The organism is Flavipsychrobacter sp. (assembly GCA_041392855.1).
Lineage (GTDB): Bacteria > Bacteroidota > Bacteroidia > Chitinophagales > Chitinophagaceae > UBA5543.
On sequence record JAWKLD010000001.1, the window covers coordinates 2,618,555 to 2,636,562 of the forward strand.

Consider the following 18,008-nt stretch of genomic DNA (forward strand, 5'->3'; position numbering starts at 1 on the left):
ATGCGGATGAAGAGTAAAGATACCAAATATTACAGTTAGGGCTAAAAAAAATTAAGGGAACCAACTTAAAGTTTTCCTGCTGGCCAATATCTATAGAAGTGTAAAAAAAATACTGCTGTATGTAAACAATTTGTATATACAGTATAATCTAGCAAAAGTACATATATATTAATGAAATTTGTGTAGAATAAATTCTACCCGCTTTTTACCATAGATTTACTGAAATTCGCATGCTTTTTGTTAGGTAAATATTGATATACATATTGTATATTATAAGAGGAAAAGAACTAGTTATATATAATGGAGAGGGTTTTATTAGCTGACGATCATAGTCTGATTAGGAGAGGTGTGCAGCTTATCTTAAAAAATAATTTGAATATTGAAGCCGTGGGTGAGGCTTCAAACTGTTGTGAGGTAATGTCTGAGCTTCAAAAAGGAGGCTATACGCATATTATATTGGACTTAGTGCTTACAGACTGTATGTCCTTAGAAATTATACCCAACATACAGAAATTGTATCCTGATCTGAACATTATGGTTTTCTCTATGCTTTGTAAGGAAATATACGGAGAGGCGCTTAAACAGTATGGGGTATATTATTACTTACAAAAAAACGAGGACGAAGAAGAAACGGTAAGGTGTATTAGGGAGTTTTTGTTTGACTATGATAGTAATAGATACAAAAAGCGTAGTGGGGAATCAGATAACCCTTTTAGTAGCTTGTCTGCCAGAGAACTGGAAGTATTGCACTATATGTTGAAGGGGGATGGAACGAAAGAAATATCCAACAGCCTTAATCTGAGAATGAGTACGGTCTCCACTATTAAGGGTAGGATTTTTGAAAAAACAGACACAAACAATCTAAAAACTTTAATGCAGCTAAGCTCTTTATTCAATATTAACTTTGTATAAAGTGAAGAACTGCACTGCCTTATGGGAGAAGTCTTATTGAACAATATCACTATCATTGGAATATTCATTTTAGTAGCCCTCATATATTTCGTCGCCACTTATCGTTTTTTAAAGCAGCAAAGAAATAAAAAGGAGAAATTACTGACCCTGCATCTCGAGCGGAAGATAAAAGAGATAGAGCGTAAGAATATAGAGCTGGAAAATCTGAATAGTATCAAAACAAGATTGATATCTATAATAAGCCATGATATCATCACCCCACTACGTTTCATGCATCTCACAGGTAGAAACCTGATGAAAAAAAATGAAATTAGCCCTCATGAATATTCGGAAATATTAATTGACATCATTAATACTTCTGAAGAACTGGAAGCATTGTCTAAGAATATCCTGAACTGGATAAAATTTCAAAATAAGAATAGAACTTTAGTAAAGGAGGATATAGACCTACACGATATAATTGAAGAAGTTTTCGGCATACTGAAACCATTGGCCAAAGAGAAAAATATTGTATTGACCAATAAAGTGCCTGAAAAGTTTGTAATAGAGCAATTTTTTGAACCTCTTAAAGTGATCTTATACAACTTGGTAGTGAATGCCATCAACTTTATGGAGAAGGGAAATATTAATATCTCCAGCAAAGTATTGAGAAATGGTTTGTTGATAGAGGTACAAGATCAAGGGCTGGGCATGAGTCAGGAGCAGATAGATAATTTACTATCAGAAAAGCTTTTTGTATCTACCGCCAATAGTAAAGGGAAGCAAGGAAATGGTATTGGATATCTGATTATCAAGGACTTACTTAAAGTTACTCATGGTAAGTTCATTATATCAAGTGCAAAGAATAGGGGAACAAAAATAAAGCTGTTTTTCCCTAACAAATAAAAAAGGAAAAGCTAAACAGCTTTTCCTTTTTTGGGAGGCTAATGGGTCTCGAACCCACGACCTTCGGAACCACAAACCGACGCTCTAACCAACTGAGCTATAGCCTCCATCAATTCGGGGAAGCAAAGGTAATCAAAATTGGTAATTTCTAAGCGTCAATAAAATTATTTTCACAAGGTATTTTTTAGGTTAAATGCCAATAAATAGCTTGAAACACTGTTTTTTAACAAATAATCCATGAATAGGCTGTTATATTTGCGCTTCAATACACATTATATGTTGAAAAAGACCTTCTTACTGGGATTGATATGTTTGTTGCCAGTGATGTTATTTGCCCAAGACGTAGAAAAGGGCGAGAAAAAGCAGAAGACAATTATTCAAAAACCGTCTAGAGACTTCATCATGCTGCAGTTTACCTACGAGGGGTGGTCTGCACCTGATAGTATAGCAACTACAGGTTTTGGTAGAGGGTTCAATGGGTACCTGTGCTACGACTTTCCTATTAGTAAATCTAACTTCAGTTTTGCCGCAGGTATAGGTGTGGGTATTTCAAATATTTACCTTAAAGATCAGGAAATAACACTTTCTGGCGCTGATACTATGGCTAGGTTCATTCCTGAAACCACCAATTACAAAAAGTATAAGCTAACTACTACTTATCTGGAGGCTCCATTTGAGTTAAGATTCTTTGGTAATAAATATAACCGTAATAAAGGTTTTAAAGCAGCAGTAGGTTTAAGGGTAGGTACACTTATGGGAGCACATACCAAAGCAAAAGAAGAAGGCACAAAGATCGTTCGTAAAACAGGCACCAAAGTGTTTTTGGAAGGTTGGCGTTTTGCCGGTACAGCACGTATAGGCTGGGGCAACTTTACTTTGTTTGGTTCTTACAACTTAAACAAGTTGTATCAAGAAAATCTTGGACCTGAGATAACGCCATATTCAATGGGTATCTGTATTACAGGTTTGTAAGTAAAAATAGTAGCATTATATGGCCCTGCTCAAAAAGAGCGGGGCTTTTTTATACATCATAAGTACTACCCTCTACAGTAGCCTGTACATTCGAGAAAACTTGCTTGGCTTCTTCTTCAAACAAGGTTAACTCTTTATACTTTGAAGAGTAGTGCCCGAGTAACAACTGCTCTACCCCAGCCAGTTTTGCTAGCTCTGCAGCTTGTAGCGCTGTACTGTGAAAACGAGCCTTAGCCTTTTCTACACTGTCGTGCAGGTAGGTAGCTTCGTGGTATATAGTATTTGCGCCTTTTATGTCTTCAAGAAAAGATTGGGTAAATAGTGTATCTGCACAATAAGCATATCTTTTTGGGCTAGGCCCATCCGTAGTTACCCATTCATTTTTTATGATAGTGCCATCCTTCCGTTCATAATCTTCCCCTTCCTTTAGTTTTTTGTAGTAATATCTGGGTATCTCATATTCTCTACATTGGTAGGGCAATATCTTCCTGCCCTTGTTTTTGCTTTCTATCAAAAAGCCATGGCAGGCTATCCTATGTTCTACAGGAAAACAGGAGACACAATAGCCTTCATCGTCTAATATTTTAGCGCGCCCCTCTGGTAGTGGATGAAAATGAAATGGGTAAGAATATTCTGTACCGGCAGTATCTTGTACAGCTTGTAGCATAGGCTCTAGTTCGGCAGGACCATATACATGCAAAGGCATGGTACGACCCAACAAGCTCATACTATTCACTAAGCCCGCCAATCCAAAATAATGATCGCCATGCAAATGACTGATGAAAATATGTTTTAGCTTCCTCCATTTCAGGCCAAAACGTTGCATTTGAATTTGTGTTCCTTCACCACAATCTATCATTAAACTATCGCCATGAATAGAAACAATTTGAGATGTTGGGTGCCTGCCAAAAGCTGGAAGAGCTGAGTTGTTGCCAAGTATAGTTACTTTCATTTCCTATGCTTTTTTGTTTTGAAACGGTGCTAATAACTAGCGCATAAAATAAGCTATCTATTCTTCGTTGAATAGATCACGTTCTAGTATTTCCATACTAATGATATCTACTGCTTCTATTTCAGTAGGGGCTATATTTAGTAATTCATCTATTTCTTTGTCTTTTATGCTTTGCAGCACAGCAGGAGTAACATTGGTAAATACTAAAGAGTAGCCATTGGTATAACAATATTCGTGTAGGGATAGCAAAGTGCTAAATGACGTATTGTCGGCAGAAATGCAGTTACACATATCAATTAAAAAATTTTGACTGCCGTTTTCCACAAGGCTGATACATTTTTGGCGAAGAGCCGCTGCCATATTTTCATCTAAATGCTCGCTAAGCGGCGCAATAACACTATATGTCTCTTTGGTATCAATTTTGAACTCCATATACAGAAGGTAGTTTAAAAGGTAAATACTTACCAAAACAAAAATAACATAACTCTAGTACTATTTCTTCGTATATTAGTTAGTAGAGCATTGCAGAAATAAAATAGCAGGCAATAACGTTATAATGAAACACAATACGCCACTACCTCCAATAGTGTTAACTTTAACTTAAACAAGGAGATATACAATGGATTCAAATTTCTCACCCAAAGTAAAAGAGATTATTTCTTATAGTCGTGAGGAAGCATTACGATTGGGAAATGATTTTATAGGTACGGAGCATCTACTACTTGGTTTGATACGTGATGGTGATGGCTTGGCAGTGAAGGTGCTGCAAACAATGCAAGTAGATCTATTCGATCTTAGAAAAGAGTTGGAACTAGCTATAAAGGACAAGAGCAACAAACCTCTTGCTAATCTTAATAGTTTGCCACTGACCAAACAAGCAGAAAAGGTTATCAGGATAACTGTACTAGAAGCCAAGGCTTTGAAAAGCCCTACTGTTGAAACGGAACATTTAATGTTATCCATCTTGAAGAATAAAGAGAACGTAGCTACGCAAATACTGTACAAGCACGATGTAGATTACGAACGCTTTAAAACAGAGCTAGGCATCTTGCAAGGAGATGTTCCTAAAGGGGACTATGGTGATCCTGGTTCTGAAGATTTTGATGAAGATGAAGAAAGACGCCAGTTTCAACAACAGCGCCGCCAAACAGGTAACACGAAATCTAAAACACCTGTATTAGACAATTTTGGTAGAGATATTACCAAGATGGCTGAGTTAGGTAGTCTTGATCCGATAGTGGGTCGTGAAAAAGAGATCGAGCGTGTTTCTCAAATACTTTCAAGACGTAAAAAGAATAACCCGATACTAATAGGAGAGCCTGGAGTTGGTAAAACTGCCATTGTAGAAGGCTTGGCACTACGTATTGTACAGCGTAAGGTATCACGTGTGTTGTTCGACAAACGCGTTATCAGTTTAGACCTAGCCGCATTGGTAGCAGGTACTAAATACCGTGGCCAGTTTGAAGAGCGCATGAAAGCTATTATGAGCGAATTAGAAAAAAATCGCGATGTAATACTATTCATAGATGAGATACACACTATAGTTGGTGCAGGTGGTGCTTCTGGTTCTTTGGACGCTTCCAATATCTTTAAGCCGGCATTGGCAAGAGGTGATCTGCAATGTATAGGTGCTTCTACGCTTGATGAGTACAGAATGCATATTGAAAAAGATGGTGCATTAGATCGTCGTTTCCAAAAAGTATTGGTAGAGCCACCAAGCATTGAAGAGACGATTACCATACTTAATAACATTAAATCTAAATACGAAGATTTCCATAACGTTAATTACGATGAAGAGTCTGTAATTGCTTGTGTGAAACTAAGTGATAGATATATGACCGATCGTTTGTTGCCGGATAAAGCGATAGACGTAATGGATGAGGTAGGTGCAAGGGTACACTTGAAAAACATAAATGTTCCTCAGAATATCCTTGATCTGGAAAAGCAAATCGAGGATATCAAATCTGAAAAGAACAAGGTTGTAAAAAGCCAACGTTTTGAAGAAGCCGCAGCATTACGAGATAAAGAAAAAAGACTAGGGGAAGAGCTGGAGCAAGCCAAAGCTGAGTGGGAAGAAGAAGCGAAGCATAAACGTTTCCCTATCAATGAAGAGCATATTGCTGAGGTGATAAGTATGATGACAGGAATACCTGTTATGAGAATGGTAGAGGCGGAAAGCAAAAAGCTTCGTAGAATGGGCGATGACTTGAAAGGTGCTGTAATAGGACAAGACGATGCGATACAGAAAGTAGTAAAAGCAATACAGCGTAATCGTGTAGGGTTGAAAGATCCGAAGAAGCCAATAGGTTCATTCATTTTCTTAGGGCCTACAGGTGTGGGTAAAACAGAGTTGGCAAGAGCATTAGCACGCCATATGTTTGATAGTGATGATGCGCTAATACGTATTGACATGAGTGAGTACATGGAGAAGTTCTCTTTGAGTAGATTGATAGGAGCGCCTCCGGGATATGTAGGATATGAAGAAGGTGGACAGCTAACGGAAAAAGTAAGACGTAAGCCATACTCTGTAGTTCTACTTGATGAGATTGAAAAAGCACATCCAGATATTTTCAACATACTATTACAAGTATTAGATGATGGACAGCTAACAGATGGTCTTGGTCGTAAAGTAGACTTTAAGAATACTATGATTATCATGACATCAAATATTGGTGTCCGTCAATTAAAAGACTTTGGAGCAGGTGTAGGTTTCTCTACTAATGCGAGAACAGAAAATGCAGAAGAAGAATCGCGCGGCGTAATCGAAAAAGCATTGAAGCGTACTTTCTCTCCTGAGTTCTTAAACCGTATTGACGATGTAGTTATCTTCAACTCTCTTGACGAAAAAGATATAGCACTTATCATCGACATCATCATGAAAGATGTGTTGAAGAGAATGAGCACGCTAGGTTTCACGCTAGACTTAACCGATAAGGCTAAAAGCTTTATAGCAGAGAAAGGTTATGATAAGCAGTTTGGTGCAAGACCATTACACAGAGCCATCCAAAAATACTTGGAAGACCCACTAGCTGAGGAAATACTAAACCAAAAGATAGATGAGGGAAGCCAAGTGAAAGCAGATTTTGATGAGAAGGAAGAGAAAATTGTTTTTACAATTAAAAAATCTCCTTCTAGTAAAAAGAATGAATCAACTACTCCTAAAGAAGAGGAATAGTAATAACGACTAAATATTAAAGGGCAGATGAATATTCATCTGCCCTTTTTATTTCCAGCAAGATTGATCGGTAACTACTAGCTTATTTGTATCAAAGCCTTTAGCGCTTACCTTTTGTAAAAGCTGCTCATAAAGCTCTTTATCCATCTCTGGCGTTCGGGACAATATCCATAAGTATTTACGATTGGGGTGCCCTACAACTGCGTAAGAGTAATTGTCAGCTAGCTCAATTATCCAATACTTACCTCTGAATGGCCAAAAAAACTGTACTGCTAGTTTAGCATTGGACTTTTTGTCTTTTACAAATGCTTTTCCGGTTACTGTTTTGCGCTTGCCTTCAACATTACAAGAGTTGATCACCTTAAGGCTGCCATTATCGTTCATGCTATATTCGGCAGTAGTACAAGAGCAACCCTTTTGAAAGCTTTGAGGAAAAGAGGCGATCTCATACCACTTACCTAAATACTGCTCCACATCTACATACTTTACCGTTTTCAAATCTTTCATAGTACAGGAAGATAACAAAACAGCTACTAAACCTAGCAACAGATATATGTTCTTATTTACAATTGATATACTCATAAGTATAACTTTTAGCTAATAAAACAGCATTTATATAAATATTCCATTAAAAATACATACAAAAACAGCTGATTTACCAACAGAAAGTTAAAAACAGCCGTCTCTTAAAAGACCAAACTTGGTCCCTTATTATGAAGCACTATTTGCTATATGCAGTCATTGCAATAGTTACCCTTTTTAGCCTTCGGGCTAATAGCCAAAACCTAGTGCCTAATCCTTCCTTTGAAGATTTTAACGCATGCCCCTCTAGCATATCAAGTTTAGCCTACTCGCCTACTTATATAGATTTCCCAACGGTAAAAGCATGGAATAATCCATTGAACGATGCTACTCCAGATTATTTTAATAGATGTGCACAAGTTAACACAGGAGTCTCTGTACCAAGTAATAGTTTTGGGTATCAAAATGCACGTACAGGCAATGGTTATGCAGGGATTATAGCTTGGGAAGCCAGCTATCAGGGTGGAGTGCAAACGCTGGATTATAGTGAGTATATACAATGTAAGCTCAATCAACCTCTGCAAAAAGGAGAGCGCTATTGTGTTACTTTTTTCGTTAATGCGGGTGTAGTGCAATCGCAGCCTTACAACTATGTAGGTATAGATGAGCTGGGCGTAAATTTTGCGGCAGCTAAAACCTCTGTAGGAACAGGCTATACACTTAACTTGCCTTATGCAGTTATTAACCGTACTGGCAGATTTCTTACCGATACATCAAACTGGGTAAGGGTATCTGATATATATATCGCCAAAGGTGGGGAAGAATGGCTAACCATGGGGCGCTTTAAGAAAGGAGGAACACCTAATATTAAACCAATACACCCTGCAATCCCTAATATTGCCAATAACACAAGAGCGTATATATATATTGATGATGTAAGTGTTATCAAACTGAAAAATACAGATACTACTTACGCTACTCATGATTCGAGTTATTGTTTAGCGCAGCATTTACCTATGCCACTAAGTAGTAGCGGGCAAGATGGGGAATACTATTTGTGGAGTAACGGAGCTACAACAAAAGACATAACAGCAACAAAAGATGGTAAATATTGGTGTACTTCTTATGCCAATTGCCATACCTATATAGATACTTTTATTGTTCAATACAGGCATCCCGAGAAATTATCACTTGGCAATCAGATAGTGAATTGTAAAAACGAACCTGTCACGATCAATTCGTCAGTAAAGTTTGATACTTATACTTGGAGTAACGGAGCTACAAGTGACAAAATTGTAGTGTCAAAAACAGGTGTGTATGCACTTACTGCTACTAATAGATGTGGTACTCAAACAGATTCAGTACACGTCTATATACAACCCCCTACACCACAGCCCCTTGTCAATGACACTACTGTTTGCCAATTTTCTCAGCCTGTATTAAACGTAAAAGGAGAGCAACTACAGTGGTATGTCAATGCTGCAGGTGTAGTAGGAGGCCTAACACAACCTGCTGTCATAACACAAGAGCCAGGCTATTATGACCTATTTGTTTCGCAAAAGATAGGAATGTGTGAAAGCCCTAAGAAAAAAGTAAGGATCAATGTGACCTATACGCCGCACGAAGAGCTGGAAGATAATGAAATAATGTGTCAGAACTCAACTAGGTTGATAGGTAACGAATTGCCTTATGGCGTACTGTATAAGTGGAATACTGGAGATTTTGACTGTTGCATAAAGCCTTACAGGGAAGGGGTGTATAAAAGATCGACCAGAAATGAGTGTGGCTCTTATATAGATACAGTATACGTCGGTTTCTCTCTTTGTGAAGATTGCTTGGTACTGCCAAATGCCTTCACTCCTAATGGTGATGGAAGCAATGATGAGTTTAAACCAATAGTAACCTGCCCTGTATCTATGTACAAAATGAGTGTTTATAACAGATGGGGTGAGTTGGTCTTCAAAACAGATAATCCCTTCACTGGTTGGAGAGGTACTGTACAAGGTCAACCTGCGAACATGGGTACTTACCTCTATATCATTGAGTATAGAGCCAGATCAACCAAAAGAGACCAGTTTCTTAAAGGAAATATCACACTATTGCGTTAAGTACATTTACATAATCGGAAAAAATATACCCCTATCAGCATTTCTGTGTCAATAGGCAGCTAGTATTGTGTAAATTTGCACTCTTATCCATATGCAGAGTGAGTATACGATAGCGTTAGTGGGCAATCCTAACAGTGGGAAAAGTTCTCTTTTCAATACACTTACTGGGTTGAATCAAAAAGTGGGGAACTTTCCCGGAGTGACCGTAGACAAAAAGACGGGCGTTGCTGCAATAAGTGACGGTTTTTCTGCTAATATCATTGATCTACCAGGGTCTTATAGTCTTTATCCTAAGAGTGCAGATGAGCAGGTGACCTATGAAGTACTGTTGAATAGTAGTGGTAATGATAGTCCAGATCTTATTGTTGTGATAGCAGATGCCGCTAACTTGAAGAGAAATTTACTCTTCTGCTCACAGATCATGGATTTGGGAGTGCCTGTTGTGATCGCATTAACGATGAACGACATCGCCCGTAAAAAAGGCATAAGAATAGATACTAAAGAACTACAAAGACTAATGGGGGCCCCTGTAGTATCTATAAACCCAAGAAAGAACAAAGGCATAACCCAGCTAAAAAAAGCTATTGAAGGGGTAAAAAACCTACATCCGAATACAAGTGCCAGATCATTTATTGATATAAAAGAAATATCGGGAGAATGGTTGGCAGATATAAGGTCTATTTGTACGCTGGAGAGCGATTACAATGCTTTACATACCGCATGTAATTATCTAGAGCTTAGCTACCTTACTGCTGCACAGCGGATAAGAATAGGGGCGCTACTCGATGAGGTTAAGTTTCATAAAGCCAAAGTGCAGGCGGAAGAAATAGTACAACGCTACAAAAAGATAGATAGCATCATGAAGCGTTGTGTGGTGGAAGAGCATCCTCTAAAACGTGCTGTTGTAAGCGAGCGTATTGATAAAATGTTGCTCCATCCCTTATGGGGCAATGTGGTATTGTTACTAGTTCTCTTTACTCTTTTTCAAAGTATTTTTTGGTTGGCAGACTACCCCATGACATGGGTAGATGAGGGATTTGCCTTTGTGAGTAACTGGCTAGATGGTGTAATGGCGGACAGCTTGTTTAAAGATCTACTCATTAACGGACTGCTGGCAGGTATAGGAGGTGTAGTCATCTTTATACCACAGATAATGATACTATTTGGTTTTATAACCATACTAGAAGACAGTGGTTATATGGCACGTATCAGTTTCTTAACAGACCGACTAATGCGTAGTGTAGGACTGAACGGTAAATCCGTAATGCCTTTAATAAGTGGTATGGCTTGTGCAGTTCCCGCTATAATGGCAGCACGCACGATACAGAATAAGAAAGAAAGGCTGATCACTATTATGGTGACCCCATTAATGAGTTGTTCGGCAAGGCTTCCTGTATATACTATACTAATAGGTTTAGTGGTGCCTGATGAAAGTGTGGGCATATTCAATTTGCAAGGGTTGGTACTCATGGGGTTGTATCTGCTGGGTTTTGTAATGGCAATGATCGTATCTAAGGTGATGAGCATGACCATGAAGATGAAAGGTGCTACATCTTTTTTAATGGAGCTACCTGTATACCGCATGCCTCGCTGGAAGAATGTAGGTATTACTATGGTAGAAAAGGCCAAGATATTCATTACCGATGCCGGTAAAGTAATATTGATCATCTCCATATTATTATGGGGTTTGGCAAGTTTTGGCCCACCATCCAAAATGGATGCAATAGATGCTAAGTATGCCTCTTTGATAGAACAACAACCCCAACATGCAGATAGCTTAAGAAATTTAAAGGGTACGGAACGTTTAGAAAACTCATTTGCAGGGATAGTTGGTCATGCTATGGAACCTGTAATAAGACCTTTGGGTTACGACTGGAAAATAGGAATCGCGCTGGTTACTTCATTTGCAGCAAGAGAGGTTTTTGTGAGTACTATGGCCACACTATATAGTGTGGGCAATGAAGATGCTGGAGAAACGTTACGTCAAAAAATGAGTACAGCCCGTAGAGCTGATGGCCGACCTGTATACACGCTAGGTACAGGCATTTCTTTATTGATATTCTACGTGTTTGCCATGCAATGTATGAGTACTATGGTAATTGTAAAAAGAGAAACAGGCAGCTGGAAGTATCCGATCTATCAATTTTTGTACATGTTCGCTATTGCCTATTTAGGGGCTTTTATTGCCTATAATATCTTCTAGGCAAGGCTTTCAGGTTATTTTAGGTATAAATACTTTTCATAATGATTAGTTAATGGGTGTATATTTAAGGGAGAAAGTGCAAGTGTAATATATTTTTGTGTCGCTGTTATTAATAAGTCTATTATTAAATAGCAGTTTCAAAACACACACAAAATAAAAAACACGCCGTAAGGAGTGTTTGTATAAAACAAACATCAATTATGAAGGAAGTCACTAACTTCTTTAAAAACCTTTTTGAGTATCAAGATTTCCGCTCTTTTTGGGAGAGTGGTAACTGGACTCAATTTCACGGATGGTTCTACATCATTAGCGATCTACTTGTATGGTCTGCCTATTTTATCATACCAATTCTTATCCTATTTTATGTAGTAAAGAAAAAGAAACCTGTAGGGTTCAATAGTCTTTATTTACTATTCGCTTCATTTATCCTATTTAGTGGTGCTACTTATTTTGTAGATGCACTTATGTTCTGGGTGCCTACTTATCGTATCAGTGCGCTAATAAGATTTATCACAGGTGCTATTAGCTGGATAACAGTTTTCTATGTAGTAAAGATATTAGCAAAGGCTTTTTCTATGCGCTCGGGCGAAGAGATGCAACAAGAAATTGATCATAGAAAAGAGGTAGAACAAGAGCTGAAACAAAAGAATGAGCAACTACAGGAAGCAGAGAAGATAGCAAAGATAGGCTACATCAAATGGGATGTAATGCAAGAGACCGTAGAGCTATCGGAAGCTGCTGAAGAGATCTTGGATATCAAAGTTGGTAAGGATTTGAACTACACGAATTTCTCAAGTATTATTCATGAAGATGATGTAAAACACTTGGAGAAAGTAATTGATACCATATTCATAAAAAAGTTCTTTCCAGATTTCTATTGCAGGGTTATTACCAAGTCCAAAGAAGTAAGACATATACTCGTTCGTGGTCAGGTAATACTTACGGAAACAGGTCTTATTTCTGTTGTTAAAGGAACAATACAAGATGTAACACAACAACGCTTGTATGTACAGAAAATACAATTACAAAACCAGAAACTAAAAGATATTGCTTGGATACAATCGCACAAAGTACGTGCCCCTGTGGCTTCTATAATGGGTATGATCCAACTGTTTAATAAAGAGAACCCTGAAGACCCGATCAATGAGCAGGTACTTGAAGGTATTTCGGAAGCAGCAGAAACACTAGACCAAGTAATTAAAGAAATAAATGCTAAGACAGAGACGATGAAGATAGTAAAGCAGCAGGAAGGTGATAAATAGTCACCTTCTTGTAACTATCTTTTAAAAAAGGAAGTTGTTATAGTGTATAAATAGCACCAATGGTCGGGTGCTATTTTTTTGTATCTATATAAGGTGTTCAACTACAAAAACGAAATGTTACTTTTGTGATTATGGAACTAAAAACTCCCCAAAATATAACTAACTACATAGGTGGCGAATTTGTAGCTCCTGAAGGTGGCGCTTATATAGATAATGTGAACCCAGCAACAGGAGAGGTGTATTGTAACATACCTGATAGTACGGAGGCAGATGTGGCAAATGCAGTAAAGGCGGCAAAAGCTGCTTTTGGCGAATGGAGTACAACACCTGCTGAGAAAAGGTTTAAAGTACTTAATAGAATAGCAGAATTAATTGAAGAGAACCTCGATGCGCTCGCATTGGCAGAGAGTAATGATAATGGTAAGCCATTATGGTTGAGCAAAAAGGTGGACATACCTCGTGCCTCTAGCAATTTTAGGTTCTTTGCTACGGGATTGATGCATTTCAGTACCGATAGCCATAGCATGGAAGGTAGAGCTATTAACTACACATTACGTCAGCCTGTAGGTATTGTGGGTTGTATCTCTCCTTGGAACTTACCATTGTATTTATTCAGCTGGAAGATAGCACCTGCACTAGCAGCTGGAAACTGTGTTATAGCAAAGCCTAGTGAGGTAACGCCAATGACCAGCTATATGCTAAGCCTTATTTGTAAAGAAGCAGGCTTGCCAGATGGGGTATTGAATATAGTACACGGCAATGGGCCAAATTGTGGTAGTGCCATAGTAGCCCACCCAGAAATAAAAGCCATATCCTTTACAGGTAGTACGCGAGCAGGTAAGCACATTGCAAGTGTGGCGGCACCTATGTTTAAAAAGCTGTCATTAGAGTTGGGGGGTAAAAACCCTAATATCATATTTGCTGATTGCGATTGGGATAAAGCCATGCGCACTACATTGCAATCTTCTTTTGCCAACATGGGTCAGATATGTCTTTGTGGTAGCAGGATACTAATAGAAGAGAGCATCTACGAAAAGTTTAAAACAGAGTTCGTTGAAAGAGCTAAAAAGCTTACAGTGGGCGATCCTCTTGATGAGACAAGCAAGCAGGGTGCTATAGTGAGCAAGATGCATTACGATAAAGTGCTAAGCTGTATAGAACTGGCTAAAGAAGAAGGAGGTAAAATATTACTGGGTGGTAATGCCATTAAGCCTGAAGGTAGATGTGAGAACGGTTATTTTATAGAGCCAACCATCATAGAAGGGCTTGGTGCCAGCTGCCGTACCAATATGGAAGAGATATTTGGCCCTGTAGTTACCTTACAGCCATTTAAAGATGAGGAAGAAGCCTTAAGATTGGCGAATACCAGCGATTATGGTTTGGCGGCTACAATATGGACGCAAGATGTAACCAGAGCCAACCGTGTAGCTGCTAACGTAGATAGTGGTATCGTTTGGGTAAACTGTTGGCTACTCCGCGATTTGAGAACGCCATTTGGTGGTATGAAAAACTCAGGCGTGGGAAGAGAAGGTGGCTGGGAAGCTATGCGCTTCTTCACCGAGCCTAAGAATGTTTGTATAGAACTGTAAATTATTAGAATAGAAAAATATGTCTGAAAAATTATCTACTAATAAAGCGCCAAAACCTGTAGGCTTATATCCGCACGCGCGTAAGGTGGGCAACTTACTTTTCCTTTCAGGAATAGGACCACGAGAAGCAGGTGAAAATGATACTGTAGTACCAGGTTTGACATTGGACAAAAACGGCAACTTCATTGACTTCGATTTTGAAGCGCAATGCCGCAACGTGTTCGACAATGTGAAAATAGTACTGGAAGAATGTGGTAGCAGTTGGGATAAGCTGGTAGATGTAACGGTGTTCTTAGTAAATATGAAGCGCGACTTTCATACCTACAATAAGATATATGCGGAATATTTTAAGGATAACCAGCCTTGCCGTACTACAGTAGAGATCAGCTCATTGCCTACGCCAATAGCTATAGAGCTGAAATGTATTGCAACGGTAGACTAAGGTATACGAACAGGAATATCTATTCTTAGTTGTTTCTGGAAATGATTGCCATCCTTGTCTATACCTCTTACTCTCCACATTACTGCCCTTATTACTGGGTATAAAGGCTTTTGGTTAGTGTGGCTAACATCTTTTACGCTGTTTTCCCAGCTTACCTGTGCCGACCTGCGCATGCGTTTACTTTTAGTAGCACGGTTTACTGCATTGCGGATGGCATTGTTGGATACTTTGGTATAGTCAAGGTTTTTGATGTCCAACTCTTCAAGGTTGTACATGCCATTCTTGCCTTCCATGCTTTTCCAGTCGGTAAGCTTGCGTAGAGATGTTAACTCTAACATGCCTAAGTCATTACTCACCATAATAACTGTTTGGTAGCGCATGGCTACTTCTTTAATCGTTGCTCCTTGTAGTATGAGGTAGTTATTGTCAAGTGTACCACTGGTTATTTGGTAGCTAGCACCGTGTGCTTTTTTAAGATCTTGTTCTTGAAAGGTTCTGGTAGTAATACTCGGGATGAACATGGTAACCTGTGGGAAAGGTACTTTCAGCCCACCACCACTTAGCATCATCTCTTTAGAGACTACAACATTCTTTTTAGCTTGTTCAAACCTTACAGAGTCTGTGAGCACTTCTTTTACTTCCTCTTCTTCAGCAGGTGCAAAGTCCAGATCAAGAACTAGGTCTTGCAAGTAAACAGAGTCCGTTTCTGTGACAATTGTTCTTTCGTTGCCAAGTATAATCGGACCACGATCTTCACCCTCGTTATTGCAAGCAAGTGTGAACAATGCTAGTAGCCCTATCAATAAAATATTGGTGTAAGAAAATTGTTTCATATCAGAATGCTACACGAAAATAAGAAACGCCCTGACTTATGCAGGGCGTTTTGTAATTAATATTATTATAAAACGTTAAATCAATAATTTAATAGCTCTTCGATAGCACTATTCAGTTTAGATTTTGCCAAAAAGTTTTGTTCCAGCTCAATAGCAAAAGGTACTGGTGTGTCTAAGCTGGCGCATCTAACAATTGGTGCATCCAATAATTGGAAACAATGCTGTGCTATCCATGCACTAATTTCTCCACCAAGACCACCTATCAATGTATCTTCATGCAGCAATAATACTTTACCAGTACGAGCTACCGATGCTTTTATGGCATCATAATCAAGTGGCGAAAGCGTACGTAGATCCAAAATGTCGAAAGAAACATCAGTATGTTGCTCTGCATATGCTGTAGCCCAGTGCACACCCATACCATAAGTAATGATGCTGATGTCTGTACCTGTGGTCACTTGACGGGCTTTACCTATCTCTACCGTGTAATAATCATCAGGCACTTCGCCTGATATACTACGGTATAAGGCCTTATGCTCAAAGTACATAACAGGGTTTGGATCTTCTATAGCTGCTATAAGTAAGCCTTTAGCGTCTTCAGGGGTAGATGGGTAAACTACTTTCAGCCCAGGTGTGTGTGTGAACCAAGCCTCATTGCTTTGCGAGTGGAACGGTCCTGCACCTACACCGCCACCTGTTGGCATACGCACTACCACATCAGCGTTTTGCCCCCAGCGGTAGTGTATCTTAGCAAGGTTGTTGATTATTTGGTTGAAACCTACAGTTGCAAAATCTGCAAACTGCATTTCCATTACCGACTTATATCGTTTTAGCGACAAGCCAAGCGCAGCACCAATAATGGCACTTTCACAAATTGGCGTATTTCTTATTCTACTGGTTCCAAACTGTTCTACAAAGCCTTTTGTTATTTTAAAAGCACCTCCATATTCTGCAATGTCCTGTCCCATAATAACCATATTAAGGTACTTGTCCATTGTTTGTTTCAAGGCGTCACTAATAGCTTCGTGAAATTTTTTCTCCGTCTTGTTTGTAGACTTTGGAGCAATAACTCCCGTATGGTCTTTTGCAAACAAGTCGCTATACTCTTCCTCCGTATCAGGTACTACATCTTCAGCGGCAAACCCTTTGGCTACAGCATCTTTTACGTAGTTCTGTATATCGGTTTTTATGGTATTGGTTTCTTCTTTAGTGATAATACCTTCTGAAAGCAGCCATTGTTCATAATTAAGAAGAGGGTCTTTCTGCTCCCACTCATCAAATAAGTGTTGTGGTACATATTTTACCCCGCTGGCCTCTTCGTGCCCACGCATTCTAAAGGTATTACACTCTATTAGTATTGGCTTTTGTTGCTCTATACAATAGCTTTTGGCCTCTTTGATGGTATTGTAAACCTCTAAAATGTTATTACCGTCAATGGTAATTCCCTTCATACCATAGCCAAGTGCTCTGTCCGACAGTTTTTCGCAAGCGTATTGCTCTTCTGTAGGTGTGCTCAGCCCATAGCCATTGTTTTCTATAATGAAGATAACCGGTAACCCCCATACAGCTGCTACGTTCAGTGCTTCATGAAAATCGCCCTCGCTGGTACCTCCTTCACCGGTAAAGGCTACGGCTACTTTTTGCTCTCCTTTTAGTTTGTGGGCTAGTGCTACACCGTCGGCTATGGCTAGTTGAGGTCCGAGGTGGGAGATCATACCACATATAAAATGCTCTGCATCGCCAAAGTGGAAAGAGCGCTCTCTGCCTTTACTATAGCCTCCTTTTTTGCCCTGCCATTGCATGACCAGCTTGTCCAGAGGTAGCTTACGGCTAGTAAATACACCCAGGTTTCTGTGCATGGGCATGATATACTCATCCTCATCCAAAGCCATGGTAGTACCTACCGATATGGCTTCCTGACCTATTCCGCTGAACCATTTGCTGACCTTGCCTTGTCTTAATAGAATCAGCATTCGCTCTTCTATCATCCTAGGCGTTAATAACTCCTTATATAATTCTATTAGCAGGCTACTATCCAGCCCACCCCTGTCAAATTGCATATCGCACAGTTTGCAACAAAAATAAACGCTTCCACAATTAAACCTAAAAAGAATAGCCTTTTATTTAGGGCTATTTTTAGTCTTGAAGGCATT

The 18,008-nt window shown here is 39.1% G+C and carries 14 protein-coding genes and 1 tRNA gene; 9 read left to right on the plus strand and 6 right to left on the minus strand.

The window, feature by feature from the left end; genetic code table 11:
* Nucleotides 1-300 precede the first annotated feature (300 nt).
* Together R2800_12075 and R2800_12080 are read left to right on the plus strand one after the other, a co-directional pair.
* On the plus strand, nt 301-912 hold the full coding sequence (locus R2800_12075; GenBank protein MEZ5017785.1) for a response regulator transcription factor: 612 nt from the start codon (nt 301-303) through the stop codon (nt 910-912).
* 21 nt (nt 913-933) lie between these two features.
* Complete coding sequence (locus R2800_12080; GenBank protein ID MEZ5017786.1) at nt 934-1,797, plus strand: HAMP domain-containing sensor histidine kinase; 864 nt, start codon at nt 934-936, stop codon at nt 1,795-1,797.
* A gap of 33 nt (nt 1,798-1,830) precedes the next feature.
* On the opposite strand, the gene R2800_12085 is transcribed toward R2800_12080, so the two are convergent.
* Nucleotides 1,831-1,904 (minus strand) — tRNA-His (locus R2800_12085).
* Nucleotides 1,905-2,034: 130 nt separating this feature from the next.
* Between R2800_12085 and R2800_12090 the strand changes: the two genes are divergently transcribed.
* Entirely contained in the window at nt 2,035-2,769 is a 735-nt protein-coding gene (locus R2800_12090; protein MEZ5017787.1) for an outer membrane beta-barrel protein, read from the plus strand.
* Between the two features lie 49 nt (nt 2,770-2,818).
* On the opposite strand, the gene R2800_12095 is transcribed toward R2800_12090, so the two are convergent.
* Together R2800_12095 and R2800_12100 are read right to left on the minus strand one after the other, a co-directional pair.
* A complete protein-coding gene (locus R2800_12095; GenBank protein MEZ5017788.1) occupies nt 2,819-3,721 on the minus strand; it encodes a ribonuclease Z in 903 nt (300 codons plus the stop codon).
* A 57-nt stretch (nt 3,722-3,778) separates the two neighbouring features.
* Nucleotides 3,779-4,153 (minus strand): STAS domain-containing protein, encoded by a 375-nt coding sequence (locus tag R2800_12100; GenBank protein ID MEZ5017789.1) that lies wholly within the window; start codon nt 4,151-4,153, stop codon nt 3,779-3,781.
* 187 nt (nt 4,154-4,340) lie between these two features.
* Between R2800_12100 and R2800_12105 the strand changes: the two genes are divergently transcribed.
* Complete coding sequence (locus R2800_12105) at nt 4,341-6,896, plus strand: ATP-dependent Clp protease ATP-binding subunit (GenBank protein MEZ5017790.1); 2,556 nt, start codon at nt 4,341-4,343, stop codon at nt 6,894-6,896.
* A 48-nt stretch (nt 6,897-6,944) separates the two neighbouring features.
* Here the strand turns inward: R2800_12105 and R2800_12110 are convergent, their stop codons facing one another.
* The gene (locus R2800_12110; GenBank protein MEZ5017791.1) at nt 6,945-7,478 is read right to left on the minus strand and encodes a lipocalin family protein; all 534 of its coding nucleotides are present in this window, start codon (nt 7,476-7,478) and stop codon (nt 6,945-6,947) included.
* A 131-nt stretch (nt 7,479-7,609) separates the two neighbouring features.
* Between R2800_12110 and R2800_12115 the strand changes: the two genes are divergently transcribed.
* From R2800_12115 to R2800_12135, 5 genes are all read left to right on the plus strand, one after another.
* The gene (locus R2800_12115; GenBank protein MEZ5017792.1) at nt 7,610-9,526 is read left to right on the plus strand and encodes a gliding motility-associated C-terminal domain-containing protein; all 1,917 of its coding nucleotides are present in this window, start codon (nt 7,610-7,612) and stop codon (nt 9,524-9,526) included.
* 91 nt (nt 9,527-9,617) lie between these two features.
* Nucleotides 9,618-11,729 carry a ferrous iron transport protein B gene (gene feoB / locus R2800_12120; GenBank protein ID MEZ5017793.1) on the plus strand — a complete coding sequence of 704 codons (2,112 nt, stop codon included), beginning with the start codon at nt 9,618-9,620 and terminating at the stop codon, nt 11,727-11,729.
* 200 nt (nt 11,730-11,929) lie between these two features.
* On the plus strand, nt 11,930-12,991 hold the full coding sequence (locus tag R2800_12125; GenBank protein MEZ5017794.1) for a hypothetical protein: 1,062 nt from the start codon (nt 11,930-11,932) through the stop codon (nt 12,989-12,991).
* A 131-nt stretch (nt 12,992-13,122) separates the two neighbouring features.
* Entirely contained in the window at nt 13,123-14,580 is a 1,458-nt protein-coding gene (locus R2800_12130) for an aldehyde dehydrogenase (protein MEZ5017795.1), read from the plus strand.
* 19 nt (nt 14,581-14,599) lie between these two features.
* The gene (locus tag R2800_12135; GenBank protein ID MEZ5017796.1) at nt 14,600-15,022 is read left to right on the plus strand and encodes a Rid family hydrolase; all 423 of its coding nucleotides are present in this window, start codon (nt 14,600-14,602) and stop codon (nt 15,020-15,022) included.
* Here R2800_12135 and R2800_12140 read toward each other — a convergent pair.
* Together R2800_12140 and R2800_12145 are read right to left on the minus strand one after the other, a co-directional pair.
* Complete coding sequence (locus tag R2800_12140) at nt 15,019-15,855, minus strand: hypothetical protein (protein ID MEZ5017797.1); 837 nt, start codon at nt 15,853-15,855, stop codon at nt 15,019-15,021. The two genes, R2800_12135 and R2800_12140, sit on opposite strands and share 4 nt — an antisense overlap.
* A gap of 80 nt (nt 15,856-15,935) precedes the next feature.
* A complete protein-coding gene (locus R2800_12145) occupies nt 15,936-17,915 on the minus strand; it encodes a dehydrogenase E1 component subunit alpha/beta (protein ID MEZ5017798.1) in 1,980 nt (659 codons plus the stop codon).
* Between the last annotated feature and the right edge of the window lie 93 nt (nt 17,916-18,008).

Excerpts from the sequence above, each read along its gene's own strand:
- R2800_12075 (MEZ5017785.1), top strand. The coding sequence starts at position 301 with ATGGAGAGGGTTTTATTAGCTGACGATCATAGTCTGATTAGGAGAGGT.
- R2800_12080 (MEZ5017786.1), top strand. The coding sequence starts at position 934 with ATGGGAGAAGTCTTATTGAACAATATCACTATCATTGGAATATTCATT.
- R2800_12090 (MEZ5017787.1), top strand. The coding sequence starts at position 2,035 with ATGAATAGGCTGTTATATTTGCGCTTCAATACACATTATATGTTGAAA.
- R2800_12095 (MEZ5017788.1), bottom strand. The coding sequence starts at position 3,721 with ATGAAAGTAACTATACTTGGCAACAACTCAGCTCTTCCAGCTTTTGGC.
- R2800_12100 (MEZ5017789.1), bottom strand. The coding sequence starts at position 4,153 with ATGGAGTTCAAAATTGATACCAAAGAGACATATAGTGTTATTGCGCCG.
- R2800_12105 (MEZ5017790.1), top strand. The coding sequence starts at position 4,341 with ATGGATTCAAATTTCTCACCCAAAGTAAAAGAGATTATTTCTTATAGT.
- R2800_12110 (MEZ5017791.1), bottom strand. The coding sequence starts at position 7,478 with ATGAGTATATCAATTGTAAATAAGAACATATATCTGTTGCTAGGTTTA.
- R2800_12115 (MEZ5017792.1), top strand. The coding sequence starts at position 7,610 with ATGAAGCACTATTTGCTATATGCAGTCATTGCAATAGTTACCCTTTTT.
- feoB (MEZ5017793.1), top strand. The coding sequence starts at position 9,618 with ATGCAGAGTGAGTATACGATAGCGTTAGTGGGCAATCCTAACAGTGGG.
- R2800_12125 (MEZ5017794.1), top strand. The coding sequence starts at position 11,930 with ATGAAGGAAGTCACTAACTTCTTTAAAAACCTTTTTGAGTATCAAGAT.
- R2800_12130 (MEZ5017795.1), top strand. The coding sequence starts at position 13,123 with ATGGAACTAAAAACTCCCCAAAATATAACTAACTACATAGGTGGCGAA.
- R2800_12135 (MEZ5017796.1), top strand. The coding sequence starts at position 14,600 with ATGTCTGAAAAATTATCTACTAATAAAGCGCCAAAACCTGTAGGCTTA.
- R2800_12140 (MEZ5017797.1), bottom strand. The coding sequence starts at position 15,855 with ATGAAACAATTTTCTTACACCAATATTTTATTGATAGGGCTACTAGCA.
- R2800_12145 (MEZ5017798.1), bottom strand. The coding sequence starts at position 17,915 with ATGCAATTTGACAGGGGTGGGCTGGATAGTAGCCTGCTAATAGAATTA.